The organism is Brachybacterium sp. EE-P12 (assembly GCF_003711805.1).
GTDB lineage: Bacteria > Actinomycetota > Actinomycetes > Actinomycetales > Dermabacteraceae > Brachybacterium.
On record NZ_QXCP01000009.1, the window covers coordinates 50109 to 72841 of the forward strand.

The 22733-nt window shown below is 73.6% G+C and carries 19 protein-coding genes; 15 read left to right on the plus strand and 4 right to left on the minus strand.

Annotation, left to right across the window (positions count from 1 at the left end):
* Positions 1-61 precede the first annotated feature (61 nt).
* Positions 62-2200, minus strand: coding sequence for a BCCT family transporter (locus D1648_RS12400; RefSeq protein WP_164518713.1), 2139 nt, complete (start codon positions 2198-2200; stop codon positions 62-64).
* Between the two features lie 233 nt (positions 2201-2433).
* Here D1648_RS12400 and D1648_RS12405 point away from each other — a divergent pair, with 233 nt between their 5' ends.
* From D1648_RS12405 to D1648_RS12420, 4 genes are read left to right on the plus strand one after another with little or no spacing between them, the layout of a single operon-like run.
* On the plus strand, positions 2434-3195 hold the full coding sequence (locus D1648_RS12405) for a DeoR/GlpR family DNA-binding transcription regulator (RefSeq protein WP_122942312.1): 762 nt from the start codon (positions 2434-2436) through the stop codon (positions 3193-3195).
* A complete protein-coding gene (locus tag D1648_RS12410; RefSeq protein WP_122942315.1) occupies positions 3192-4148 on the plus strand; it encodes a 1-phosphofructokinase family hexose kinase in 957 nt (318 codons plus the stop codon). The genes D1648_RS12405 and D1648_RS12410 overlap by 4 nt, the downstream gene beginning before the upstream one ends.
* 50 nt (positions 4149-4198) lie before the next feature.
* On the plus strand, positions 4199-6298 hold the full coding sequence (locus D1648_RS12415; protein ID WP_122942317.1) for a fructose-specific PTS transporter subunit EIIC: 2100 nt from the start codon (positions 4199-4201) through the stop codon (positions 6296-6298).
* Positions 6299-6329: 31 nt separating this feature from the next.
* Positions 6330-7145: a TIGR02206 family membrane protein gene (locus D1648_RS12420; protein WP_122942320.1), complete on the plus strand. Its 816-nt coding sequence runs from the start codon at positions 6330-6332 to the stop codon at positions 7143-7145.
* Here D1648_RS12420 and D1648_RS12425 read toward each other — a convergent pair.
* A complete protein-coding gene (locus D1648_RS12425; RefSeq protein ID WP_122942322.1) occupies positions 7079-10339 on the minus strand; it encodes a GH92 family glycosyl hydrolase in 3261 nt (1086 codons plus the stop codon). The genes D1648_RS12420 and D1648_RS12425 overlap by 67 nt on opposite strands.
* Positions 10340-10412: 73 nt before the next feature.
* Complete coding sequence (locus tag D1648_RS12430; protein ID WP_122942324.1) at positions 10413-11048, minus strand: thymidine kinase; 636 nt, start codon at positions 11046-11048, stop codon at positions 10413-10415.
* Positions 11049-11084: 36 nt separating this feature from the next.
* Between D1648_RS12430 and D1648_RS12435 the strand changes: the two genes are divergently transcribed.
* From D1648_RS12435 to D1648_RS12480, 11 genes are all read left to right on the plus strand, one after another.
* Positions 11085-11735 carry a mismatch-specific DNA-glycosylase gene (locus tag D1648_RS12435; RefSeq protein ID WP_164518714.1) on the plus strand — a complete coding sequence of 217 codons (651 nt, stop codon included), beginning with the start codon at positions 11085-11087 and terminating at the stop codon, positions 11733-11735.
* A gap of 129 nt (positions 11736-11864) precedes the next feature.
* Entirely contained in the window at positions 11865-12008 is a 144-nt protein-coding gene (locus D1648_RS17920) for a hypothetical protein (RefSeq protein ID WP_164518709.1), read from the plus strand.
* Positions 12005-13210, plus strand: coding sequence for a YeiH family protein (locus tag D1648_RS12440; RefSeq protein WP_241155483.1), 1206 nt, complete (start codon positions 12005-12007; stop codon positions 13208-13210). The genes D1648_RS17920 and D1648_RS12440 overlap by 4 nt, the downstream gene beginning before the upstream one ends.
* A gap of 48 nt (positions 13211-13258) precedes the next feature.
* Positions 13259-14152: an AraC family transcriptional regulator gene (locus tag D1648_RS12445; RefSeq protein ID WP_122942326.1), complete on the plus strand. Its 894-nt coding sequence runs from the start codon at positions 13259-13261 to the stop codon at positions 14150-14152.
* Between the two features lie 235 nt (positions 14153-14387).
* Positions 14388-15431, plus strand: coding sequence for an iron-siderophore ABC transporter substrate-binding protein (locus tag D1648_RS12450; RefSeq protein WP_122942328.1), 1044 nt, complete (start codon positions 14388-14390; stop codon positions 15429-15431).
* 29 nt (positions 15432-15460) lie between these two features.
* Positions 15461-16507 (plus strand): iron ABC transporter permease, encoded by a 1047-nt coding sequence (locus D1648_RS12455; RefSeq protein ID WP_122942330.1) that lies wholly within the window; start codon positions 15461-15463, stop codon positions 16505-16507.
* Positions 16504-17541 (plus strand): iron chelate uptake ABC transporter family permease subunit, encoded by a 1038-nt coding sequence (locus D1648_RS12460; protein ID WP_122942332.1) that lies wholly within the window; start codon positions 16504-16506, stop codon positions 17539-17541. Before D1648_RS12455 ends, D1648_RS12460 begins: the two co-directional genes overlap by 4 nt.
* Complete coding sequence (locus D1648_RS12465) at positions 17538-18353, plus strand: ABC transporter ATP-binding protein (protein WP_122942334.1); 816 nt, start codon at positions 17538-17540, stop codon at positions 18351-18353. Before D1648_RS12460 ends, D1648_RS12465 begins: the two co-directional genes overlap by 4 nt.
* Positions 18354-18484: 131 nt before the next feature.
* Positions 18485-19591: a Vms1/Ankzf1 family peptidyl-tRNA hydrolase gene (locus tag D1648_RS12470; RefSeq protein ID WP_122942336.1), complete on the plus strand. Its 1107-nt coding sequence runs from the start codon at positions 18485-18487 to the stop codon at positions 19589-19591.
* A 148-nt stretch (positions 19592-19739) separates the two neighbouring features.
* The gene (locus tag D1648_RS12475; protein WP_122942338.1) at positions 19740-20066 is read left to right on the plus strand and encodes a plasmid stabilization protein; all 327 of its coding nucleotides are present in this window, start codon (positions 19740-19742) and stop codon (positions 20064-20066) included.
* A 226-nt stretch (positions 20067-20292) separates the two neighbouring features.
* The gene (locus tag D1648_RS12480) at positions 20293-21681 is read left to right on the plus strand and encodes a TerC family protein (protein WP_122942340.1); all 1389 of its coding nucleotides are present in this window, start codon (positions 20293-20295) and stop codon (positions 21679-21681) included.
* 147 nt (positions 21682-21828) lie between these two features.
* Here D1648_RS12480 and D1648_RS12485 read toward each other — a convergent pair whose 3' ends face one another.
* Positions 21829-22617 carry a lysoplasmalogenase gene (locus D1648_RS12485; protein ID WP_206424808.1) on the minus strand — a complete coding sequence of 263 codons (789 nt, stop codon included), beginning with the start codon at positions 22615-22617 and terminating at the stop codon, positions 21829-21831.
* Positions 22618-22733 lie beyond the last annotated feature (116 nt).

Here is a 22733-nt window from a genome sequence, read left to right on the forward strand (position 1 = left end):
CGATGGTAGCGGCCCGACCGGGGCGGCCCGCCCCTGCGAGGGCCTCCGGATGGCCGACGCCTCAGTCCCGCGGAGCACCCCCGTCCGGGCGTTCCGCCGGCTCGTCCGCCTCGCCGTCGGTGCCGTGGCCTTCGCCGCCGATGTCGGCGTCGCCATCGCCGTCCCCCTCGCCCTCGCCCTCGCTCTCGCCCTCGACCTCCGGCAGCGGGTCGCCGTTCTCGTCGAGATAGGCGCCCAGCTCGTAGTCGTAGTCGATCGGGTTGCCGTCCTCGTCGGTGCGGGCGTACCAGTCCGTGACCTCGGGGGCGGTCGAGTCGAACTCGCCGCCGGTGGCGTACTCGCTGTCCGGGGCCGTCGGCTCGATCGCGAGGGCGAAGTGGTCGCCGTACTCGGCCACTCCGGCCTTGACGGCGTTCTCGACCGCGACCTCCTGGTAGTGATCGCGGATCGTCATCGGGTCGTTGCGCAGCTCCTTGACCAGCGCGACGGCCATCAGCACGAGCACCACCGCGAAGGGCAGGGCGGAGACGACGATGAGGTTCTGCAGGCCCTGCAGCGCGTTCTCGCCCCCGAACAGCAGGATCACCACGGCGATCCCGGCCATGCACAGCGCCCAGAACGCGGTCACGAGCCGGTTCGGGGAGGGATTCCCCTTCTGTGAGAGCTGCGAGTTCACGAGCGAGGCGGAGTCCGCGGAGGTGATGAAGAAGATCGCGAGCATCACGATCACCACTGCGGAGATGATGCCGGCGCCGGGCAGCTGGTCGACCACGGCGAAGAAGATCTCCTCCGGGGCGGGCAGGGAGTCGACGGTGCCGTCCGGGGCGATCGCCCGCGAGGCGTCGGCGATGCCGGTGGTGTTCCCGGCGGCGTCCAGCTCGCTCGCGCGTCGCTGCAACCAGATCGCGGTGCCGCCGAGCACCGCGAAGGCGAGCACGATGATGGAGGAGGGGATCAGCAGCACGCCGAGCACGAACTGCCGGATGGTGCGACCGCGGGAGATCTTCGCGGTGAACACGCCCACGAAGGGCGCCCAGCTCACCCACCACGCCCAGTAGAAGGTGGTCCAGGAGGAGAGGAAGTCCTGCATGTCCGCGCCCTCGGACATGTTCGCGCCGAGCATGTCGGGCAGGGTGCCGAGGTACTCGGTGATCGCGCCGGGGATGATGTTCACGAGGAACACCGTCGGCCCGACCACGAAGATGAACACGGCCAGCACCAGGGCGAGCGCCATGTTGATGTTCGACAGCCAGCGGATGCCGCGGGCGACGCCGGAGACCGCGGAGGCGATCGTGCCGAGGGTCAGCACGCCGATGATCACCATGGCCAGCGCGGTGCCGGTGGGCGGCAGGCCGCCGACGATCTCGACGCCGCGGGCGATCTGGAGCGCGCCGATGCCGAGGGACGCGGCGGTGCCGAAGAGGGTCGCGACGATCGCGAGGGCATCGATGATGCGGCTCGCGGGCGAGGTGGAGTCCCCGCCCCAGAGCCCGGCGACGATCGCGCTCATCAGCGGCACCCGGCCGCGTCGGAAGGAGATGTAGGCGACGGCGAGGCCGACGATCGCGTAGATCGCCCAGGCGTTGACGCCCCAGTGCAGCGCCGACTGCGCGATCGCGCCCTTCATCGCGGCGACGGAGCCGGCGTCGAAGGGGGCGCCGGGGCGCGGGGAGAGGTAGTAGGTCAGCGGCTCGAAGGGGCCGAAGAAGATGATGCCGATGCCGATGCCGGCGCCGAACAGCATCGCCGCCCAGGAGGCGGTGCCGTACTCGGGCTCCTCCCCGTCCAGCCCCAGCGGGATCCTCCCGTAGCGGGACAGGGCGATGACCAGCAGGAGCAGCACCATGCCGATCGCGAGGACGTTGAAGACCCAGCCGAGGTTGTGCATCACCCAGGTCAGGGCGCTGCCGGAGATGTCGAAGACCTGCTGCGGGGCGAGCACGCCCCAAGCCACGAAGCCGATGATCACCGCGCCGACCGCCCCGACGATGACCGTGTCGATCCCGTAGCGGACCTTCTGGTCCTCGACGGAGACGCCCGGCACGAGCGCCGGGTGGATGCTGTGCGGGTAGTTCACCTCGTCGAGGAACCTCTTGGCCTGGCCACGGCGGGTGTAGTACCGCACCCGCGCCTGCGCGGCGTACGCGGCGGCGGCCTCCTCGGTCGCGTCGGCGCGCGACGACTTCTCCGGCGGGGTCATCGTTCCTCCTGGCGGTGGGCGGCTGGCCCAACACTAGGGCGGTCTCGCCGTCGGCGCTCCTCGGACGCGCCCGCCGCCGACCGCTCCGAGCGGGCGCGTCGGCAACCGCCCTCTTCCGCCGGCCACGCAAACGAAGATAAAACCACTGTTGTTTCATGTTGGTTTGAGGGGTACAGTGGTCCTCACCGCGGGGCCGCCTCGGCCGCCGCCCGACCTCCGACGAAGCAGGTGCCATGTACGCCCGTGAACGCCAGCGCCGCATCCTCGAGCTGCTCGAGGGGAGCGGCCGCGTGACCGTCACCGACCTCGCCGCCGACTTCGAGGTCACCACCGAGACCGTGCGCCGCGACCTCGACCAGCTCGCCGCCGAGCGGCTGCTGGTGCGGGTCCACGGCGGGGCCGTGCCGCCCAGCACTGCGGAGGTCGAGCCCGATCTCGACGCCCGTCGCATCACGAACGTCGAGGCCAAGCGCCGGATCGCCCGTGCTGCCGCACGGCTGCTGCCCGAGGATCCGCGCGCCGCGGTGATGCTCGACGCGGGCAGCACCGTCGGCGAGCTGGTCCCCCACCTCAGCGGGCGGCGCGGGCCCGTCATCACCCACGCCCCGGCGATCGCGCAGGGCGCGCTGGTCCACACCGACCTCGAGGTGCACGTGCTCCCCGGCCGGGTGCGCCCCACCACCCAGGCCGCCGTCGGCGCCGCGACCGTCGAGGCGGTGCGCGCCCTGCACCCCGAGCTCGTCGTGCTGGGCTGCAACGGGCTGGACGCCGCGGGGTTCACCACCCCCGACCCCGACGAGGCCGCCGTGAAGTCCGCGATGGTCCGCTGCGCCGCGCGGCGCGTGATGCTCGCGGACTCCTCGAAGGCCGGGACCCGCCACCTGGTCGCCTTCGCCACCACCGCCGAGATCGACGCCCTCGTCACGGACGCGGACCTGCCCGCCGAGCTCGCCGCCGAGCTCGAGGACGCCGGGATCGAGGTGGTCACGGCATGATCCTCACCTTCACCGCGAACCCGTCGCTGGACCGGACCGTCGAGCTCGCCGGCCCTCTCATCCCCGGCGGGGTGCACCGCCTCGGCGCCGACCGCACCCAGCCCGGCGGCAAGGGGATCAACGTCGCCCTCGGCGTGCACTGCGCGGGCCTGCCCGTGACGGCCGTGCTGCCCGCAGCGCCGGCGGACCCGCTGCTGGCCCTGCTCGAGGCGGAGGGCCTCCCCCACCGCGCGAGCCCGATCGCGGGCCGGGTGCGCACGAACCTCACCGTGCTCTCCTCCCCCGCCGTGACCACCAAGCTCAACGAGCCCGGTGCCGCGCTCGACGCGGCCGAGGTCGCCGCGCTCGAGGAGCTGCTGCTGGACAGCGCCCGGCCCGGGGACAGCGTCATGCTCTCCGGCTCCCTCGCCCCCGGCCTGCCGGTCGACGAGTACGTGCGCCTGGTCCGTGCCCTGCGGGCCCGCGGTGCGCGCGTGGGCGTGGACACCTCCGACGCACCGCTCGCCGCCCTGGCGGCGGCGCTCGAGGACGCCGCCCCCGACTTCCTCAAGCCCAATGCGGAGGAGCTCGGGCAGATCCTCGGCACCGACGGCGCCGCCCTGGAGGCCGAGGCCGCCGCCGGGCGTCTCGACGGCGTGGCCGCGGCCGCTCTGGACCTGCACCGCCGCGGCGTCGGCGCGGTGCTCGTGACCCTCGGCGGCGCGGGAGGCCTCCTCGCGACCGAGGGCGCGGCCTGGTACTGCCCCTCCCCGGCCGGGCCGGTCGTCTCCACCGTCGGCGCGGGCGACTCCGCGACCGCCGGCTATCTCATCGGCCGCGCGCTCGAGGAGGGCCCGGCCGAGCGCCTCGCCCGCGCCCTCGCCTACGGCACGGCCGCCGTCGGCCTGCCCGGCACCACCATCCCCCGTCCCGACCAGGTCCGGATCGACGCCTCCGCCGTCGTCCGCCTCTGACCCCGCCCCGACCCGCCCCCAAGGGTGAGCCCGTTCGAAGGAGAACCGCCATGTCCGCTCCGCTGATGTCCCCCGAGCTGGTGAGGCTCGACGTCGCCCCGCCCGGGGACAAGCACGCCGTGATCGCCCTGATGGCCGACCTCGTCGCCGAGACCGGACGCGCCGAGCGCGACGGCCTCGAGGCGGGGCTGCTGAAGCGCGAGGAGTCCTTCGCCACCGGCATGCCCGGGGGCTTCGCGATCCCGCACTGCCGCAGCGAGGCCGTGCGCGAGGCGGCGCTCGCGCTGGTGCGCCTGAGCGAGCCGGTCGACTTCGGCGCCGCCGACGGCCCGGCCGACCTGATCATCGCGATCACCGCCCCGGCGGGCACCGACGATCAGCACCTGAAGCTCCTCGCCCAGCTCTCGCGCGCCCTGATCCGTCCCGAGTTCCTCGCCTCGCTGCGCGGGGCGAGCACTCCCGAGGAGGCCTCCGGGCTCGTCATGGGCGTGCTCGAGCCCGAGCCCGCTCCGCAGGCGCAGGCCGAGGAGGCCGGCGTCGCCGCGGCGTCCGCCGCACAGGCGGGCGGTGCCGCGCAGGCGGGCGCCGCCGACTCTGCCGACGCGGCGCCCGCGCAGGAGGCCGCCCCCTCGGCCGGCGCCGACGAGACGCCCGTGCTGCTGGCGATCACCTCCTGCCCCACTGGCATCGCCCACACCTACATGGCCGCGGAGTCCCTCGAGAACGCCGCGAAGGACAAGGGCGTCGCGCTGCACGTGGAGACCCAGGGCTCCGGCGGGATCACCCCCTTCACCGAGGAGCAGATCGCCGCGGCCGGCGCCCTGATCGTCGCCGCGGACGTGAACATCACCGGTCGGGAGCGCTTCGCCGGACTGCCGCTGGTGGAGCATCCTGTCAAGCGCGCGATCTCCCACGGCCCCGAGCTGATCGACGAGGCTCTCGCCGCCGCGACCGATCCCGAGGCGCGCCGCGTCCAGGCCGGCGCCGAGCCGTCGGCGGAGGAGAAGGGCGGCGCCTCCCAGTCCTGGCCCCGCCGGATCCAGGGCGCCGTGATGACGGGCGTGTCCTATATGATCCCCTTCGTCGCCGCGGGCGGTCTGCTCATGGCGCTCGGCTTCCTCGTGGCGGGCTTCGACGTCGCCTTCGTCGCCCAGGACGTGGCGACCGGCTTCTCCCTGTCCTCCCTGCCCGGGCATCAGGAGTACGAGGGCGCGACCGGGATGCTGCAGACCGAGCGGGCGGGCCTGGCCCTCTATCTCGGCGCGGTGCTGTTCACGCTCGGGAACCTCGGCATGGGCTTCCTCGTCGCAGCGCTGTCGGGCTACATCGCCTTCGGCCTCGCGGGCCGTCCCGGCATCGCGCCGGGCTTCATCGGCGGCGCCGCGTCGGTGGCCGTGGGCGCCGGCTTCCTCGGCGGCCTGATCACCGGTCTGCTCGCGGGGCTGATCGCCCTGTGGTTCACGACGCTGACCCCGCCGCGCTGGCTCGCCGGGCTCATGCCCGTGGTGATCATCCCGCTGGTGACCACCTTCGTGGTGGGCGGGCTGATGCTGCTGTTCCTGGGCCGCCCGCTGGCCTCCCTCATGACCGCCCTGCAGGACGGCCTGACCGGCATGTCCGGCTCCTCGGCGGTGCTGCTCGGCGTGATCATCGGGCTGATGATGTGCTTCGACCTGGGCGGGCCCGTGAACAAGGCCGCCTATCTCTTCGCGACCGCGGGCCTGTCCCAGGGCACCGAGGCCGCCTTCGAGATCATGGCCGCCGTGATGGCCGCCGGCATGGTGCCGCCGCTGGCGATGGCGCTGTCCACGCTGGTGCGCCGCCGGCTCTACTCCCCCGTCGAGCGGGAGAACGGGACCACCGCCTGGCTGCTGGGCGCGGCGTTCATCTCCGAGGGCGCGATCCCCTTCGCCGCCGCGGATCCGCTGCGCGTGATCCCCTCGATGATGACCGGCGGCGCGGTCACCGGTGCGCTGATCATGGCGTTCGGCGTCGGCTCGCAGGCCCCGCACGGCGGCATCTTCGTCGCCTTCGCGATCAGCCCGGTCTGGGGCTTCGTGCTCGCGCTGCTCGTGGGCACCGTGGTCGCCGCCGCGCTCGTGACCGTGCTGAAGGCGGTCGGTGTGCGCCGCCAGGGCGCCGCCGCCTGAGCACGGCCGACGGATCCGAGGAGCGGGAACGATGCACCAGGCAGGTGACTCCATCGGCCATATGCCCGCCTACGGCGCGGCGCACCTGGTCATGCTCGCACTGCTGCTCCTCGCAGCCCTCCTCGCGGTCCGCTGGGCCCGACGCGCCGAGGGCGCGCGGGTGGACCGGGCGCTGCGGACCGCGGGCTGGGCGCTGCTGGCGAACGCGGTGCTCTGGACGTCCTGGGGCTTCGCACCCTGGGCGTGGAACCTCGACGAATCCCTGCCACTGCACTATTCGGACGCGCTGCGGTTCCTGGTCCCGATCGCGCTGATCACGCAGGCGCGCTGGGCGGTGGTGGTGACCTGGTTCTGGGGGCTGACGCTGAACATGCAGTCGGTGCTGACCCCGGACCTGAACTACTTCGTGTGGGTGCCGCTCGAGTTCGTCGAGTACTGGATCGCGCACGCCGCCGGGGTGCTCGCCCCCGTCGTGCTGGTGTGGGGGCTCGGGTACCGGCCCACCTGGCGCGGGTACGGCCTGGCCTATGCGGCCACCGTGGCCTGGGCGGTGATCGCCGTCACCGGAAACGCCCTGACCGGCGCGAACTACGGCTATCTCAACCGTGCCCCGGCCGGGCCCAGCATCCTGGACCTGCTCGGTCCGTGGCCGCAGTACCTGCTGGTCGAGGCGATGCTGATCGCGGCGGTGTGGGCGGCGATGACGCTGCCGTGGGTGATGGTCGACCGTCGCGCGGGCACACCGCTCTCGGGCCGCGGCGGGCTCGTGCGGCGCGCGGCTCAGGCCAGCAGCTCGAGCTCGGCGAGCCGCAGCGGCCCCTCGGAGGTCGTCACGACCAGCCGGTGACGGGTGCACGGCCGCGGCGAGGCGATCTCGAAGGGCCTGGTCTGCCGCCGCCACTCGAAGCGCTGCGCGGAGCGGGCGTCCAGCACCGTCCAGCTCTCGCCGTCCTCGGAGCCCTCGAGCCGCCACGCGATCGGATCGCCGCCGGTGGTCTGCGCGGAGGTCAGCGTCAGGAAGCGGGCCTGCATCGGCTCGCCGAGCTCGGGCAGGTCGATCACGGCGCTCGCGGTGTCCAGGGCGAGCTCGGTGCGCGCGTCGTCGTCCAGCAGCGGATCGGCGGGGTCGGCGGCGAAGAGGTCCCGCAGCGGCTGCGGCCGCTCCCCCGGCGCGGTGGGCGAGGGCGGGATCCCGCCCCAGCCGCTCGGCGCGGCGGCGAGCTCCACCTCGATCTCCCCGTGCAGCTGCGTGTGCTCGATCCACGAGTCCTCGTGCGCCTCGCCCCGCACCCGCATCCCGGTGATGCACAAGTCCTCCGTCCCGGGCGGGGCCCCGCCCTCGGCGCGGGCGGTGACGGTGAAGCCCTCTCGGCCCAGCGGCTTCACATGCACGGTCTCGAACAGCGGGGCGACGAGGTGGTACCGGCCGGTGGCGAGCTGCAGCGGGTACAGCCCCAGCGCGGTCAGCAGCCACCAGGCGCTCATCTCGCCGTTGTCCTCGTCGCCCGGGTAGCCCTGCCCGATCTGCTCGCCGACGAACAGGCGGCGGTGCACCTCCCGCACGATCCGGGAGGCCTCCTCGGGGGCGCCGACGTGGTGGAAGAGGAAGGGGAGGTGGTGGGCGGGCTGGTTCGAGAACCCGAACTGGCCCATCCGCACCGCTCGCGCCTCGACCATCTCGTGGATCGTGGTGTCGTAGGTGCCGCGCCGGTCGGCCCGCTCGGGGGTGTCGAGATACTGCTCGAGCCGGCCGCGCAGCATGTCGCGTCCGCCCTGGAGCCCGGCGAGGCCCTCGGGATCGTGCGGGGCGTGGAAGGCGAAGGTCCAACCGTTCGTCTCGGTGAAGTCCCCGCCCCATTCCAGCGGGTCGAACTCCTCGGCGGGCACGTCGAAGGCACCGTCGGAGCGGCGACCGCGGAAGAACTCCGTCTCCGGGTCGAACAGCAGGGCGTAGTTCGCGCTGCGGGCGGCGAGATAGGCCGACTCGCCGCGCAGCCGCTCGGCGCGCTGCGCGTCCCCCGCGGCCTCGGCCCGCTCGGCGAGCAGCGCCGCCTGCGCGGCGATGCCGGCGTCGTTGATGTGCGCCTCGAGGCTCCACGAGACGGTCTCGCCCACCCCGGAGTCGGTCGCGACCCAGCCGCGGAACACGGCGGTCTCCCCGCCCTTGCGCCCCACCTCGGGGAGGGGCGGGGCGACGGTGGCGTTGCGCAGAGCGGCCTCGTAGGCGGCCTCGGGATCGGGCAGCTGCACGCCCTTGACCTGCAGGTCGGCGAAGGCGATGTCGCTGCTGGTGCCGGTCATGCAGTCGGCGTAGCCGGGCGAGGACCAGCGGGCGATCCAGCCGCCCTCGCGGTACTGCTGGACGAAGCCGTCGGCGAGCTCCGCGGCGAGCTCGGGGTAGAGCAGCGCGTAGGCGGGCCAGGCGGTGCGGTAGGTGTCCCAGAAGCCGTGATCGACGTACATCGTCCCCGGCACCGCCTGGGCGTCGGTGCGCGTGTCCGTGGCCTGGCCGCGGGTGGGGAGCACAGGGCTGGCGTGCACCGGCTCGACCACCTCGGCGGTGCCGCGGTTCTCCCAGTGGGAGGAGGGGTAGAGGTTCAGGCGGTAGAGGTTCCCGCACAGGGTGCGGCGCTGGGCGGGGGTCGCGCCGGGCGCCTCGATCACCTGCAGCCGGCGCATCCACAGGGCATGGGCCTCCTCGCGGACCTCGTCGAGGCGGCGCCCGGCCAGTTCGAGCGCGAAGGTGCGTCGGGCCTGCTCCTGGCCCAGCAGGCTCGTCACCAGACGCACCGTCACCGCGTGGGTGCCGGGCGCGAAGCTGAGCACGCTGCCGCCGCTGTCGCCGGCCGCGCGCGAGACGCCCACCGGCGCGGGGTCGACCTCGGCGAGCACGAACATGCGCGTCGCCCCGTCGGCCCGGTCGTAGCCCTCCGCCGGGGAGGCGTCGATCCAGCCCTCGACCCGGCCGTCGAAGACGGCGCCGGCGGCGTCGAGGCGGCAGTGCGCGTCGACGCCCTCGAGCAGGAGGTGGCCCGGACCGTCCTCCGCCGGGAGGGTGATCTCGCAGATCGCGCCGTGGTCGGTCGGGGCAAGGCGCATCCCGATCCCGCCCTCGAGCTGCACGGCGTAGAGGTCGGGGCGGGCGGTCTCGGCCGCATGGGTGAAGGCGCGCTCGCGCGCGGCGGGGCTCGCGTCCGGGGCCTCGCCCAGCAGCGGCATCATCACCAGCTGGTGGCGGTCGCCCATCCAGGGGCTCGGCTGGTGGGTGAGGGACAGGCCCTGCAGGTGGGTGCGGTGGTACTGGTAGATCCAGCGACGGGTGCGGGCGTCGGTCGCGGGGGTGAACTTCGCGAAGCCGTTGGGCAGGGCGGTGATCGGCAGGGTGTTCCCGCGGGAGAACTCGTGGACGGAGTGGGTGCCGCGCCGGGTGTCGACCCAGGCGACGGGGTCCTCGAGCGGCGGGTCCGCGGGCGCCTCGGCGAGGGAGACACCATCGATCCACCCGTGCAGCGGCTCGGTCGGCGCGGCCTCGCCGGGCTCGTCAGACGGGTCCTCCAGCAGGTGCGCCTCGGGGTCCTCGGGCGCGTCGAGCACCACGAGCACCTCGGCGATCGTGCGGCCGACGAGCGCCTCGAGCCCCACCTGGACGTCGTTCCACTGGTCGGCGACGAGGATCTTCGCCTCCCCGAGGCCGCGGGCGGTCGCGAGGCTGCCGTGCTGGTCACGGGGCTCGAGCGTCGAGAGGCGGGTGCCGTCCTCGAGGACGAGATCGAGGGCCACATGGGTCGCGCCCCAGGTCTGGGCCTCGTCGAGGGCGGGACGGACGAACCAGCGCAGCACCTCGCCGGGCGCGATCGTGCGGCCGAGGAGGCCGCCGGGAAGTGCGGCGGCGGGCAGGGCCTGCTCGGCGCGCTCCCCCGCCGCCCCGGCGTAGCGCACGGCCGACGGACCGGCGTCGTGCGCGGCCGACGGGGCAGGGTCCGCCGCGACCTCGCGGCGGTGCGGCGAGCCGACGGGAGCCTGGTCCGGGGTGAGGATCATGCGCGCCAGGGTACCGAGCAGGAGCCCTGGTCCGAGCGAGGCGTGCAGGGCGCGGACGCGCCGAGCGTCCCGTTCACCCGAGACGCGGCTCGGGCAGGGACGGGTCGCGGTGGCTGCGGCACCTCGCCCGGTAGGACTCGCCGCCGCCCACCTGAGCGGCGGTGGGGCGCAGGGGGTCGGCGCCGTCGTCGGCGAGGCGGATGTGGAAGGCGGCGTCGGCCCCGCAGACCGTGCACACCGCGGTCAGCTTCACGACCTCCTCCGCGCGGGCCATCAGCTCCGGCAGCGGGGCGAAGGGCTCGCCGTCGTAGGTCAGGCACAGGCCCGCCACGACCACGTCGCACCCGTCCTCGAGGAGACGGTCGAGCACCGGCACGAGCTCGGGGCCGAAGAACTGCGCCTCGTCGAGCGCGAGCAGCTCGGGCAGGCCGCCTGCCTGCGCGCCATCCCTCGTGGGCGTGCCGGCGCCGTCGCCCCCTCGCAGCGCGAGCAGCTCCGAGGGATCGGCGAGCATCCGCGCGGGGACGCTGCGGCCCAGGTGGGTGCGGAGCCGGTCCGCACCGCCGCGGACGTCGAGCCGGTGCCCGACCACCTCCACCCGTCGGCCCGCGAGCCGTGCCCGGTGGACGCGTCGCAGCATCTCCTCGGTCTTCCCGGCGAACATCGGGCCGGCGATCACCTGGAGTCGTCCTGCCTCGCCTCGGTGCATGTCCCCAGGGTACGGCGCGAGTCGTAGAGTGCCGGGATGAACACCCGGCGCCCTTCCCCTCTCGACGGCCGCCGACCCACCCGGGCGGAGCTGGCCGCTTTCGCGACCCCCGACCCCGAGTCGATCGACGACGTGCTGCCCGACCCCGCGCGCGGTGAGGACCTGCGCCTGCTGATCGTGGGCATCAACCCGGGCTTGTGGACAGCGGCGGTCAACGCCCCCTTCGCCCGGCCCGGGAACCGGTTCTGGCCCTCCCTGCACCGCGCCGGTCTCACCACCCGCCTGGTCGACGCCTCGCGCGGCCTGGACCCCGAGGACGAGCAGGACCTGCACGAGCGCGGCATCGGGATCACGAACCTGCTGGGACGGGCGACGGTGCGGGCCGACGAGCTGAGCCGGGAGGAGCTGCGCGAGGGCGGGCACCGCCTGATCGAGCGCCTGGCGGACCTGCGGCCCCGGACCGTCGCGATCGCGGGGATCACCGCCTTCCGCACCGCCTACTCGCTGCCGAAGGCACGGCTGGGCCGCCAGGACCCGTCGACCGTCCCGGGCTGGCCCGAGGCGGTGGACCTGCACGTGGTCCCCCAGCCCAGCGGCCTGAACGCCCACGCCTCCGTGGCCTCGCTCGCCGAGGACTGGCGCGTGGTCGCCCGCAGCGCGGGTGTCCGCCACGTGGACGAGAGCTGACCGGAGCCCGACGGGACGGCGACGGCCTGCGACGGTGCCGCTCGCGCCCCAGACCCCGCCCGGCCGATGACCTACAGTGCCAGCATGCCCGGCAGGTGCCGGCAGATGTCGAGACTCGAGGAGAGCACGGTGAGCAGCAGCGGCGAGCGCCCCGACCACCCCGATGACCACAGGCGGTTCTCCCTGGGCGAGGACTGGATCGCCACGCTCGTGGGACTGCTCCTCTTCACCGCCTGCATGGTCGGGCTGATCGGTCCGGAGCTGATCCCGTGAGCGCCGCGGGACGCACCGGCACCGTGCAGGGGGACGCACCCGACGGCACGGGCACCTCCCCCGCCCCGGCGGCGGGCGCGACGGCAGGCTGGACCCTCGCGGGCCTCGTCATCGTGGTGGGCCTGGGCTGGCTCGTCTCGCTGCTGACCGACCTCGTCCCCGAGCTCACCGCGGGCACGGCCGTCGGGCAGGTCGCCGAGTCGATCGAGTACCCGGTCTATGCGATCGTGCTCGGCTTCGCGGGCAACGCCGTGCTCTCGCTGACGGGGGTGCGCCGCCGCATGGCCGCCGCCTTCCGCACGGAGCTGTTCATCAAGGTGGGGCTCGTGCTGCTGGGCGCGACGATCAACTTCGCGATCGTGGTGCGGGCGGCCGGCCCCGCCGTGCTCCAGGCCATCCTGCTGATCACCGTGGTCTTCGCCTTCACCTGGTGGTTCGCGGGCCTGCTGGGCCTGGACGATCGCCTGCGCGCCCTGCTGGCCTCGGCCCTGTCGATCTGCGGGGTCTCGGCCGCGGTCGCCGCGGCCGGTGCCGTGGAGGCGAAGAAGGAGCAGCTCGCCTACACCGCGACCCTGGTGATCGTCTTCGCGGTGCCCTCGATCTTCCTCCTGCCCTGGCTCGCAGGGCTGATGGGACTGCCTCCCGCGGTCACCGGGGCGTGGATCGGCGGCAACATCGACACCACCGCCGCGGTCACCGCCGCGGGCGCCGTGGCCGGGGAGCAGCCGCTGCAGATCGCCTCGATCGTCAAGGTCACCCAGAACGCGCTGCTGGGCATCGTCGCCGTGCTGCTGACGCTGTACTTCGCGTTCCGGGTGGCACCTGCCGCGGGGCAGGAGAACGCAGGCACCGGTGCCGGTCCGGTCGCCGGGACGCGGCGTCTCGGCGACCGTCGTTCGCTCGCGATGCTCTGGGAGCGGTTCCCGAAGTTCGTCCTCGGCTTCCTGCTCGCCTCGGTCGTGGCGACGGTGCTCGCGGAGTCCCTGCCGGCCGACGTGCTCGAGCCGCGGCTCGACGCCGCCAAGGAGCTGCAGACCTGGGCGCTGACCCTGGCCTTCGTCTCGATCGGGCTGGAGTTCAACGCCTCGAGCATCCGGGAGTCGGGCTGGAAGCCGATCGTCGTCTTCGCGGCGGCGACGCTCGTGAACCTCGTCGTCGGCCTCGGCCTCGCGCTGCTGCTCTTCCGCGGCTTCACCTTCTGAGCCGAGCGGCGCACGGGCGCCGGCGCGCGGTCCGGCTACCGTGACGCCATGTCCTCGCGCGCCCCCGGAGTCCACGACGCCGCCGCCCGCTGGTCCGCCGCGGTTCTCGGCGCACGCCCCGCCCGTCGCCGTGATCTGCCCCGCCACGAGGCCGGCGACGTCGAGGTGCCGTACACGATCCTCGCCGGCCGCGAGGTCATCGAGACGGACACCTACTGGGCAGAGCACTCCCATCCCACGCACGAGCTGCTGTGGAACGAGCACGGCGCCTCGACCGCGCGGATCGGCGCGCGCGTCCACACGATCTCCCCGGGAGTGGGTCTGTGGATCCCCGCCGGCGTCCCCCACAGCGGCTTCACCCCGGCGGGCGTGCGGCATCTGGCCGCCCAGTTCTCGATCACCCGGACCAGCGCCCCCGCGTCCCGGCCCGTCGCCGTGGAGATCACCCCGCTGCTGCAGCTGCTGCTCGAGCGCTCCCTGGCCGAGGGGCTCTCCCCGCGCTCTCGGGAGCTCACCGAGGCGATGATCCTGGACGTCCTCGGCCCCTCCCCGCGGGAGCTGCCGCTGATCGTGCCGGACCACCCTCTCCTGGCCCCGATCGTCGAGGCGCTCACGGCCGATCCCGCCGATCCGACGACGCTCGAGGAGTGGGCGGGCCGGCTCGGCGTGAGCTCACGCACACTCACGCGTGCCTTCGAGGCGAGCACGGGCCGGGGCTTCCGCTCCTGGGCGGCGACCGCGAGGGCGCAGCGGGCCGTGGCCCTGCTCAGCGCCGGCCAGCGGATCGAGGACGTCTCCGGACAGGTCGGCTATCGCTCCGCGAGCGCCTTCACCGCGGCGTTCCGGCGGGTCACGGGCATGACGCCGGGCGCCTACCGGCATGCGGGGCCGGCCGCGCACGACTCCCCCGCCCTCGCGGAACCAGCCGCGCGGGCCTCCTGAGACCTCTCCCTTCCGCCGCCTCGACCGGCCGGAGCGCCACCCCTCCGCGCAGGCCGCGGTGTCCGTTCCGCGCAAGCAGCTGTCGTCTCCGCACAGTTGCGGACACCGGCACCGGGTCGTAGCTTCGGTGAGGCAACCCTAAGTGCACGCGGTCCGGCCCTGATGCGGCCGTCGCGGCACCGCCCCGCTCCACCGCGCAGGGATCCCCCGCGCCGGCCCGTCCCGAGAGGACCCCATGACCCGCCTGTCCCGCCGCGCCTTCGCCGGCTCCGCCGTCGCCCTCGCCGCCGCCCTGGCGGCCTGCTCCTCGCAGAGCTCCTCCGGCCCCGAGGACGCCTCCGGCGCCGGGAGCGACGGGGGCGGTGAGGGCGCGACCACTCTCGAGCACGCCTTCGGCAGCACCGAGGTCCCCGCCTCGATCGACGTGGTCACCACCGTCGCCTGGGCGAACCACGAGGTCCCGCTCGCGCTCGGCGTGGTCCCCGCCGGGATGGCGGCGGCGAACTTCGGCGACGACGACGGCGACGGCATGCTCCCCTGGGTCGAGGCGAAGCTCGAGGAGCTGGGCGCCGAGCCGCCGGTGCTCTTCGACGAGTCCGACGGGATCGACTTCGAGGGCGTGGCCGACACCGCCCCCGACGTGATCCTCGCCGCCTACTCCGGGCTGACGCAGGAGGACTACGACACGCTCAGCGAGATCGCGCCCACGATCCCCTTCCCCGAGGTCGCCTGGGGCACCTCCTGGCGGGACATGATCACCGCCAACGCGACCGGCATGGGCCGCGTCGAGGACGGCGCGGCGCTGATCGCCGAGCTCGAGGGGGAGATCGAGGACGCCGTCGCGAAGCACCCGGCGATCGAGGGGAAGTCCGTCATGTTCCTCACCCACGTCGACACCACCGACCTCTCGACGGTGAACTTCTACACCGCCCACGACACCCGCACGATGTTCTTCGAGGACCTCGGCATGACGATCGCGAAGAGCGTGCAGGACGCCTCCGCCGAGACGGAGGAGTTCTCCTCCTCGGTGAGCGCCGAGCAGGCCGACGTCTTCGACGACGTCGAGATCATCGTGACCTACGGCGACGAGGCGCTCGTCGAGGCGCTGCAGGCCGACCCGCTGCTCTCGCAGATGCCCGCGGTGAAGAACGGGGCCGTGGTGCACCTCCCCGGCGACAGCCCCCTGGGCACCGCCGCGAACCCCACGCCGCTCGCGATCTCGTACATCCTCGAGGACTACCTGGTCGAGCTCGAGCGCGCGGCCGACGCCTCCGCCTGACCCGCTCCGCCGAGGACGTCCGCCGCCCCATGACCACGACCGCCCCCGTCGCCCCCGGGAGGACCGCCGCCCGCCTGCGGCGGACCTCCCGGGCGCGCACGTTCCGCCTGCTGCTCCTCCTCGCGGCGCTGGTGCTGGTCGCCGCCTGCTCGGTGACGATCGGCTCCCGCGACGTGGGACCGGCGGACATCCTGGCCGCGTTCACCGGATCCACCGAGGGGTTCGGCCCCGCCGCCGTCGCCAAGCGGATCCCCCGCACGCTGCTCGCCGTCCTCGCCGGTGCCGCGCTCGGCGTCTCGGGCGCCGTGATGCAGGGCGTGACCCGCAACCCGCTGGCCGATCCCGGCATCCTCGGCATCAACACCGGCGCCTCCCTCGCGGTGGTGGTCGGGATCGCCGGGTTCGGTCTGACCGCCGCCTCGAGCTACATCTGGGTCGCGATCCTCGGCGCGGCGCTGACCGCGGTGCTGGTCTACGTCCTGGGCTCGCTCGGGCAGGGCGGGGCCACCCCGCTGAAGCTCGCCCTCGCCGGGGCGGCGACCGGCGCGGCCCTGAGCTCGTTCATCAGCGCCGTGGTGCTCCCCCGCTCCGACATCGGCGACAGCGTGCGCTCCTGGCAGATCGGCGGCGTGGGCGGCGGCACCTACGCCTCGCTCCAGCAGGTGGCGCCGTTCCTGGCGGCCGGTGCGGTGCTGTGCCTGCTCAGCGCGCGCGGACTGAACACCCTCGCACTCGGTGACGAGCTCGCCGCCGGGCTCGGCGAGCGGGTCATGGCCACCCGGGCGCTGGCCTCCCTCGGCGCGGTCGTGCTGTGCGGGGCGGCGACCGCCGTGACCGGCCCGATCGGCTTCGTGGGCCTCGTGGTCCCCCACGCCTGCCGTCTGCTGATCGGCTCGGACCACCGCTGGCTGCTGCCGTTCAGCGCCGTCGCGGGCTCCGCCCTGCTGACCGCCGCGGACGTCGTGGGCCGGATCGTGGCCCGGCCCGACGAGCTGGACGTCGGGATCGTCACCGCCCTGCTGGGCGCTCCGTTCTTCATCGCCATCGTGCGCCGTCAGAAGCTGGCGCACCTGTGAGCGCCCCGACCACCCTCGAGCGGGTCGTCGCGGTGCGCCGCCGGCGCGGCCGTCGCACCCTCCTGACCCTGGGCGCGCTCGGCACGGCGATCCTCGTCATCTTCTGCCTGAGCCTCATGGTGGGGCGCACCTTCCACCCGCCGGCGGACGTCCTCGCCGTGCTCCTCGGGCAGGACGTGCCCGGGGCGAGCTTCACCGTGGGCAGGCTGCGCCTCCCCCGCGCCGTGCTCGCCGTGCTCGCCGGCGCCTGCTTCGGCCTGGGCGGCGTGACCTTCCAGACCATGCTCCGCAACCCGCTGGCGAGCCCCGACATCATCGGCATCTCCTCGGGGGCGAGCGCGGCGGCGGCCTTCGGCATCGTGATCCTGGGCCTGTCGGGGCCCGCGGTCTCGCTCCTGGCCATCGTGGCCGGACTGCTGGTGGCGCTGGTCATCTACCTGCTCTCGTACCGCGGCGGCGTGGTCGGGACCCGGCTGATCCTGGTGGGCATCGGCATCGCCGCGATGCTCACGAGCCTCACCGACTGGGTGCTCTCGAAGGCGGGCCAGTGGGACCTCCAGGAGGCGCTGCGCTGGCTGACCGGGAGCCTGAACAACTCCACGTGGGAGCAGGCGCTGCCCGTCCTCGCGGCGCTCGTGGTCCTCGGACCGGTGCTGCTCGGCCGCAGCGGGGAGCTGCGCACCACCCAGCTCGGGGACGACGCCGCGCAGGCGCTCGGGGTGCGAGTGGGGCGCACCCGCCTGATCGTGGTCGTCGCCGCGGTGGGCCTGATCGCCTTCGCGACCGCCGCGAGCGGACCGATCGCCTTCGTCGCCTTCCTCTCCGGGCCGATCGCCGCACGGATCGTGGGCCCCGGCAGCTCGCCGCTGCTGCCCGCGGCCGCCGTCGGCGCGCTGCTGGTGCTGGTCGCGGATCTCGTGGGCCAGTTCGCCACCGGGACCCGCTATCCCGTGGGCGTGGTCACGGGCGTGCTCGGCGCCCCCTACCTGCTGTACCTCATCATCCGTGTCAACCGTCGAGGGAGCTCCCTGTGACCGCCGACCACACCCTGCAGGTCCAGGACCTCACCCTCGGCTACGGCGAGCGCACCGTGATCGAGGGCCTGGACCTCGATCTGCTGCCGGGCCGGGTGACGGCGATCGTGGGCGCCAACGCCTCGGGGAAGTCCACGCTGCTGCGCTCCATGTCGCGTCTGCTGGCACCGCGCCGCGGCCAGGTGCTGCTGGACGGCGAGCAGGTGCACTCCCTGCCCGCCAAGCGGCTGGCCAGGGTGCTCGGGCTGCTGCCCCAGTCGCCGCTGACCCCTGAGGGGATCACGGTCGCCGATCTCGTCGGGCGCGGCCGCCATCCCCACCAGGGGATCTTCTCCCGCTGGTCCGCCGCCGACGACGAGGCCGTCGCCGCGGCGCTGGACGCGACACGCACCGCGGAGCTCGCCGAGCGGCCGGTGGACGAGCTCTCCGGCGGGCAGCGACAGCGGGTGTGGATCGCGATGGCCCTCGCCCAGGACACCGACCTGCTGCTGCTGGACGAGCCCACCACCTTCCTGGACGTGAGCCATCAGGTCGAGGTGCTCGACCTGCTCACCGACCTGAACCGTGAGCGCGGGATCACCCTGGTGATGGTGCTGCACGACCTGAACCTCGCGGCCCGCTACGGCGATCGGCTGGTCATGATCTCCGGCGGCGCGGTCGCGGCGAGCGGCGCCCCGGCCGAGGTGCTCACCGAGCAGCGGGTGCGGGAGGTGTTCGGACTGGACAGCCGGATCATCATCGACCCCGTCTCCGGCACCCCGCTGATGCTCCCGATCGGCCGGCACCACGCCGCCGCCGGCCCGGCGCAGTGACCGGGCCGGTCGGACCGATCCTGCTTGCGGTGACCGAACCCGCGTGCAAAGGTTGAACGGACCCAGGCGGGGCGATGAGGCCGAGCTGGGAGCACGGTCGTCCCCGCACGTCGAGCACCTGGAGGTCCATTGTGAAACTGCCCTGGCTCACGTCAGTCACCGACGAGACCGGCCCCTTCGTCTCCGTCCACCTCGACACCACGCGCACGGACCCGCAGTCTGCGAGCGAGCTCGAGGCCCGCTGGGCGCAGATGCGCTCGCGGCTGACGGCGGACGGCGCCCCGGAGCGGGTGCTCGCGCAGATCGAGGAGGCCGTCCTCAGCCCCTCCCGCCTCGGCGGCCGGCACGGACGCTCCGTCTTCGCGACCGACGACGGGATCCTCGTGGACCGGGTGCTGCCGGCGCCGCCGCTGCAGGAGTCCTCGCACCGCGGCGAGTTCCCACAGCTGCTGCCGCTGCTGCAGCTGGTCCCCTTCGCCGTGAGCCAGCTGCTGGTGGTCGTGGACCGAGCCGGGGCGGACCTGCGCCTGCGGGCCCCCGAGAACCCCTCCATCGCCCACGGCCCCAACGGCCTCGGCGAGGACGGTCAGGTCGAGGGCGGTCACGACGTGCTGCACAAGGCGAGCGTCGGCGGCGGTCCGCAGCACGGCTGGCGGGCGGACAACTTCGAGGCCCGGGTCGAGGACTCCTGGGAGCGCAATGCCGACGCGGTCGCGGCCGCGCTCGAGCGGACGCTGCGCGAGCACTCCGTGGACATGGTGATGCTCAGCGGCGATGTGCGGGCGATGGGACTGCTGCGCGAGGCGCTCGGCCGAGAGACCCGTGAGCGGCTCATCGAGGTCCCAGGCGGGAGCCGGGGGGCGGCGCTCGACCGCGGGCCCTTCCGGGAGGCGCTCACCCGCGCCACGCACGAGTTCATCGCCGCCCGCCAGGCAGAGCTCGCCGAGCGCTTCCGCGAGAGCCAGGCGCGCGACGGCGCCTCGGTGGGAGGCGCCGCCGAGGTCGCGCAGGCGCTCGGCCGCGGTCAGGTCGACGAGCTCGTGTTCGTCACCGGCCATGAGCCCGAGGGGATCGAGGAGCTCCTGCGCGGCGCGCTGTCGACCGACGCGGCGATCTCCGCCCTCCAGGAGGACACGCTCGGGATCCCCGAGGGCGTCGGGGCGCTGCTGCGCTGGAAGGACGAGGCCACCCCGTCCAACAGCATCGGCTCGATGTCGCGGGACCACGCCCGCGAGTGAGAGGCGGGCGGCCGACGGGGCGGGGCCCGCCCCGTCGGCCCCGGACCGTTCGGTCCACGCCCTCGACTCCGCGCGCCAGCGCGACAGGATGGGAGGACCGGTCCACCGGCAGCAAGAACGCACCCTTGCAGGAGAAGGAGCATCGGACATGCCCGAGTCATGGAGCGCGAAGCGCGAACGGCAGTACCAGCACATCAAGGAGAGCCAGCTCGACAAGGGCGTCTCCGAGGACGAGGCGGAGGAGATCGCCGCCCGGACCGTGAACAAGACCCGCGCCCAGGAGGGCGAGTCCGACGACGCCAGCCGCACATCTCTCGAGGACAAGTCCCCCTCCGAGCGCGGCGGCGAGCGCTCGCACAGCGGTGCGCAAGGTCGGACGAAGGAGCAGCTCTACGAGGATGCCCGCCGCCAGGACGTCGAGGGTCGTTCGACCATGACCAAGGACGAGCTCGAGGACGCGGTCGAGGACCGCTGAGGGACCGCGCCCGCGAAGCGCCGCGCCCGGGAAGGGTCGGGCCTCACAGGCCCTTCCCGGGCACGCAGGTGCCCCGTGTAGAATCGCGGACGGCAACGGGGGAGTATCCGCCGCGCTGCGCACGTCATCACGGGGACCGCCGAACGGTCCCTCGGGCGCAGCGGCCCGTCGATCGTCCTGACGGGTGGAGAGACCCGGGTCCGCCTCGCGACCCGGAAGGTCCTCCATGACCGTCTCCCCTCTGATCTGGGCCGTCACCATCATCGTGGTGCTCGGTCTCCTCGCCTTCGACTACATCTTCCACGTGCGCAAGGCGCACATCCCCAGCCTGCGCGAAGCGGCCGTGTGGTCTGCGCTCTACGTCGGCGTCGCCCTCGCCTTCGGCGTGGTCGTCCTCGTGGTCGGCGGGGTCGACATGGGCACCGAGTACTTCGCCGGATACGTCACCGAGAAGGCGCTCTCGGTCGACAACCTCTTCGTCTTCCTGATCATCATCAGCGGCTTCGCCGTGCCCCGTGAGGACCAGCAGAAGGTGCTGCTGTTCGGCATCACCTTCGCGATCATCGCCCGTTCGGGCATGATCGCCCTCGGCGCCGCGGCGATCGACAACCTGTCCTGGGCGTTCTACCTCTTCGGCGCGATCCTGCTGGTCACCGCCGTCAAGATGATCCGCGACGAGCTCCGGGAGGGTCCGCAGGAGGAGTCCGAGGGGGTGTTCGTGCGCCTGGTGAAGAAGGTCCTGCCGGCGACCGACGAGTACGACGGCGACAAGTTCTTCACCATCGAGGACGGCAAGCGCGTCCTCACCCCGATGCTGCTGGTCATGATCGCGATCGGCGCGACCGACATCCTCTTCGCGCTCGACTCGATCCCCGCGATCTTCGGCCTCACCCAGAACACCTACATCGTGTTCACCGCGACCGTCTTCTCCCTGCTGGGCCTGCGCCAGCTGTACTTCCTCATCGACGGGCTGCTGGACCGCCTCGTCTACCTCTCCTACGGCCTGTCGCTCATCCTCGCCTTCATCGGTGTGAAGCTCGTCGTCCATGCCCTGCACGAGAACGAGCTGCCCTTCGTCAACGGCGGCGAGGCCGTGCACGCCGTCCCCGAGATCACCACCGCCTTCTCCCTCAGCGTGATCATCTGCGTGCTGACGGTGACCGTCCTCGCCTCCCTGGTGTCGCCGAAGGGTCGGGCGCAGGCCGCGGTGAACAACGCCCACCACGAGGCCCGCGCCTATCTCGAGATGACCTACCGCTCCTTCGAGCAGGAGCGGGATGCGATGTACGACAAGATGCTCGCCCACGAGAAGATCGTCGACGGTCTGCCCGCGAAGCACGAGGACATCATCGAGGGCGAGCACGCCGTGCGTGAGCTCCTCGCCGACGCCCACCGGGTCCACGAGGCGCGTCTCGCCTTCAACGAGCGCGGCGAGCGCTCCGACGAGCAGCCGGACGGCCTCCTGGTCACCCACGCCGACGGCACCGTCGCGACCGATCCCGGCGGGTCCGTCATCACGCTCGCCGAGGAGGCGGAGCTGCGGGCGACCAAGGAGGCCAAGCGCCGCGCTCGCGAGCAGGCTCGCGCCGAGCACGCCGAGGCCCGCAGGGGCTGAGCCGCATCCCGCTGGGCCGGCCCATCCTGTCCCCGGACCGGGCCGCCCCCTCTCCCCGGACCGGGCGTGGTCAGGTGCTGGCGCAGGGCGTCCCGGTACGCCTATATCGTCGTACTGGTACGCCCAGCGCCACCGGATGACCACGTCTCATCCCTCGACCCGAGCTCCGGCTCCGCACCGGGGCCCCTCACGGTCCAGCACGCCGAGCACCAGCAGCAGCTGCGCGGCGACATAGGTGAGCATCACCCAGAAGGCGTGGGCGGGGAGGGTGAGCACGTCGAAGGTGTCCAGGGCGATCAGCGCATCGGAGACCACGAACAGCGCTCCCCCGATCACCCCGCGTCGGCCGAGCCCGGTGGCGAGCACGGCCATCGTGCAGATCGCGGCGGCGTAGAGCCCGAGCGCGGGAAGCAGCGCCCCTGCGACAGGGGCGCACAGCACCACGATCACCGGCCCCGCCACGGCGTAGGGCACCATCGCGGCCCGGCGCAGGACGGCGCCGCGCCGCGGACCGCCGGCCGCGCCGTCCTCGCCCGGGGCGCGGTCGCCCCGCAGGGAGCCGGCACGTGCGCCGACGCCTGCGAGCAGCGAGTCGCTGCGCAGCGGCCACAGCGCGATCGCGTACACGAGCTGGGCGAGCAGGAAGCTGCCGAGCATGGCGAGGAACTGGCCCTGCCCCTCCAGGAATCGCGGCACGGCGTCCCCCGCCCAGGACAGCACCAGCCCCAGGGCGAAGAGGCCCACCAGGCGGCCGCGAGGAGGCGCTGATCCCGCGAGCAGGACGACGAGCAGCAGCGGCATCAGCATCACCTGGGTCGCGTCGGCGACCGCCCAGGCACCGCGCAGCTGCGCGGCCAGGTGCGCCGCCGTCACCATGGCGAGCGCGGCGAGCGCCGACCCGGCGACGGGTCCGATGCCTCCTCGCACCCCTCGCATGGACCGAGCGTACGTGGGGCGGCGGGGCGAGTCCGCGGGCTCACGGAACCGCGCCGACCGGACGACGGGGGCAGCGAGCGGACCGCGCATATTCGGCTGACGTCCGTGAGGCGATC

Excerpts from the sequence above, each read along its gene's own strand:
- D1648_RS12400 (WP_164518713.1), bottom strand. The coding sequence starts at position 2,200 with ATGACCCCGCCGGAGAAGTCGTCGCGCGCCGACGCGACCGAGGAGGCC.
- D1648_RS12485 (WP_206424808.1), bottom strand. The coding sequence starts at position 22,617 with ATGCGAGGGGTGCGAGGAGGCATCGGACCCGTCGCCGGGTCGGCGCTC.
- D1648_RS12480 (WP_122942340.1), top strand. The coding sequence starts at position 20,293 with ATGACCGTCTCCCCTCTGATCTGGGCCGTCACCATCATCGTGGTGCTC.
- D1648_RS12435 (WP_164518714.1), top strand. The coding sequence starts at position 11,085 with ATGAACACCCGGCGCCCTTCCCCTCTCGACGGCCGCCGACCCACCCGG.
- D1648_RS12425 (WP_122942322.1), bottom strand. The coding sequence starts at position 10,339 with ATGATCCTCACCCCGGACCAGGCTCCCGTCGGCTCGCCGCACCGCCGC.
- D1648_RS12430 (WP_122942324.1), bottom strand. The coding sequence starts at position 11,048 with ATGCACCGAGGCGAGGCAGGACGACTCCAGGTGATCGCCGGCCCGATG.
- D1648_RS12455 (WP_122942330.1), top strand. The coding sequence starts at position 15,461 with ATGACCACGACCGCCCCCGTCGCCCCCGGGAGGACCGCCGCCCGCCTG.
- D1648_RS12415 (WP_122942317.1), top strand. The coding sequence starts at position 4,199 with ATGTCCGCTCCGCTGATGTCCCCCGAGCTGGTGAGGCTCGACGTCGCC.
- D1648_RS12475 (WP_122942338.1), top strand. The coding sequence starts at position 19,740 with ATGCCCGAGTCATGGAGCGCGAAGCGCGAACGGCAGTACCAGCACATC.
- D1648_RS12405 (WP_122942312.1), top strand. The coding sequence starts at position 2,434 with ATGTACGCCCGTGAACGCCAGCGCCGCATCCTCGAGCTGCTCGAGGGG.
- D1648_RS12450 (WP_122942328.1), top strand. The coding sequence starts at position 14,388 with ATGACCCGCCTGTCCCGCCGCGCCTTCGCCGGCTCCGCCGTCGCCCTC.
- D1648_RS12445 (WP_122942326.1), top strand. The coding sequence starts at position 13,259 with ATGTCCTCGCGCGCCCCCGGAGTCCACGACGCCGCCGCCCGCTGGTCC.
- D1648_RS12410 (WP_122942315.1), top strand. The coding sequence starts at position 3,192 with ATGATCCTCACCTTCACCGCGAACCCGTCGCTGGACCGGACCGTCGAG.
- D1648_RS12420 (WP_122942320.1), top strand. The coding sequence starts at position 6,330 with ATGCACCAGGCAGGTGACTCCATCGGCCATATGCCCGCCTACGGCGCG.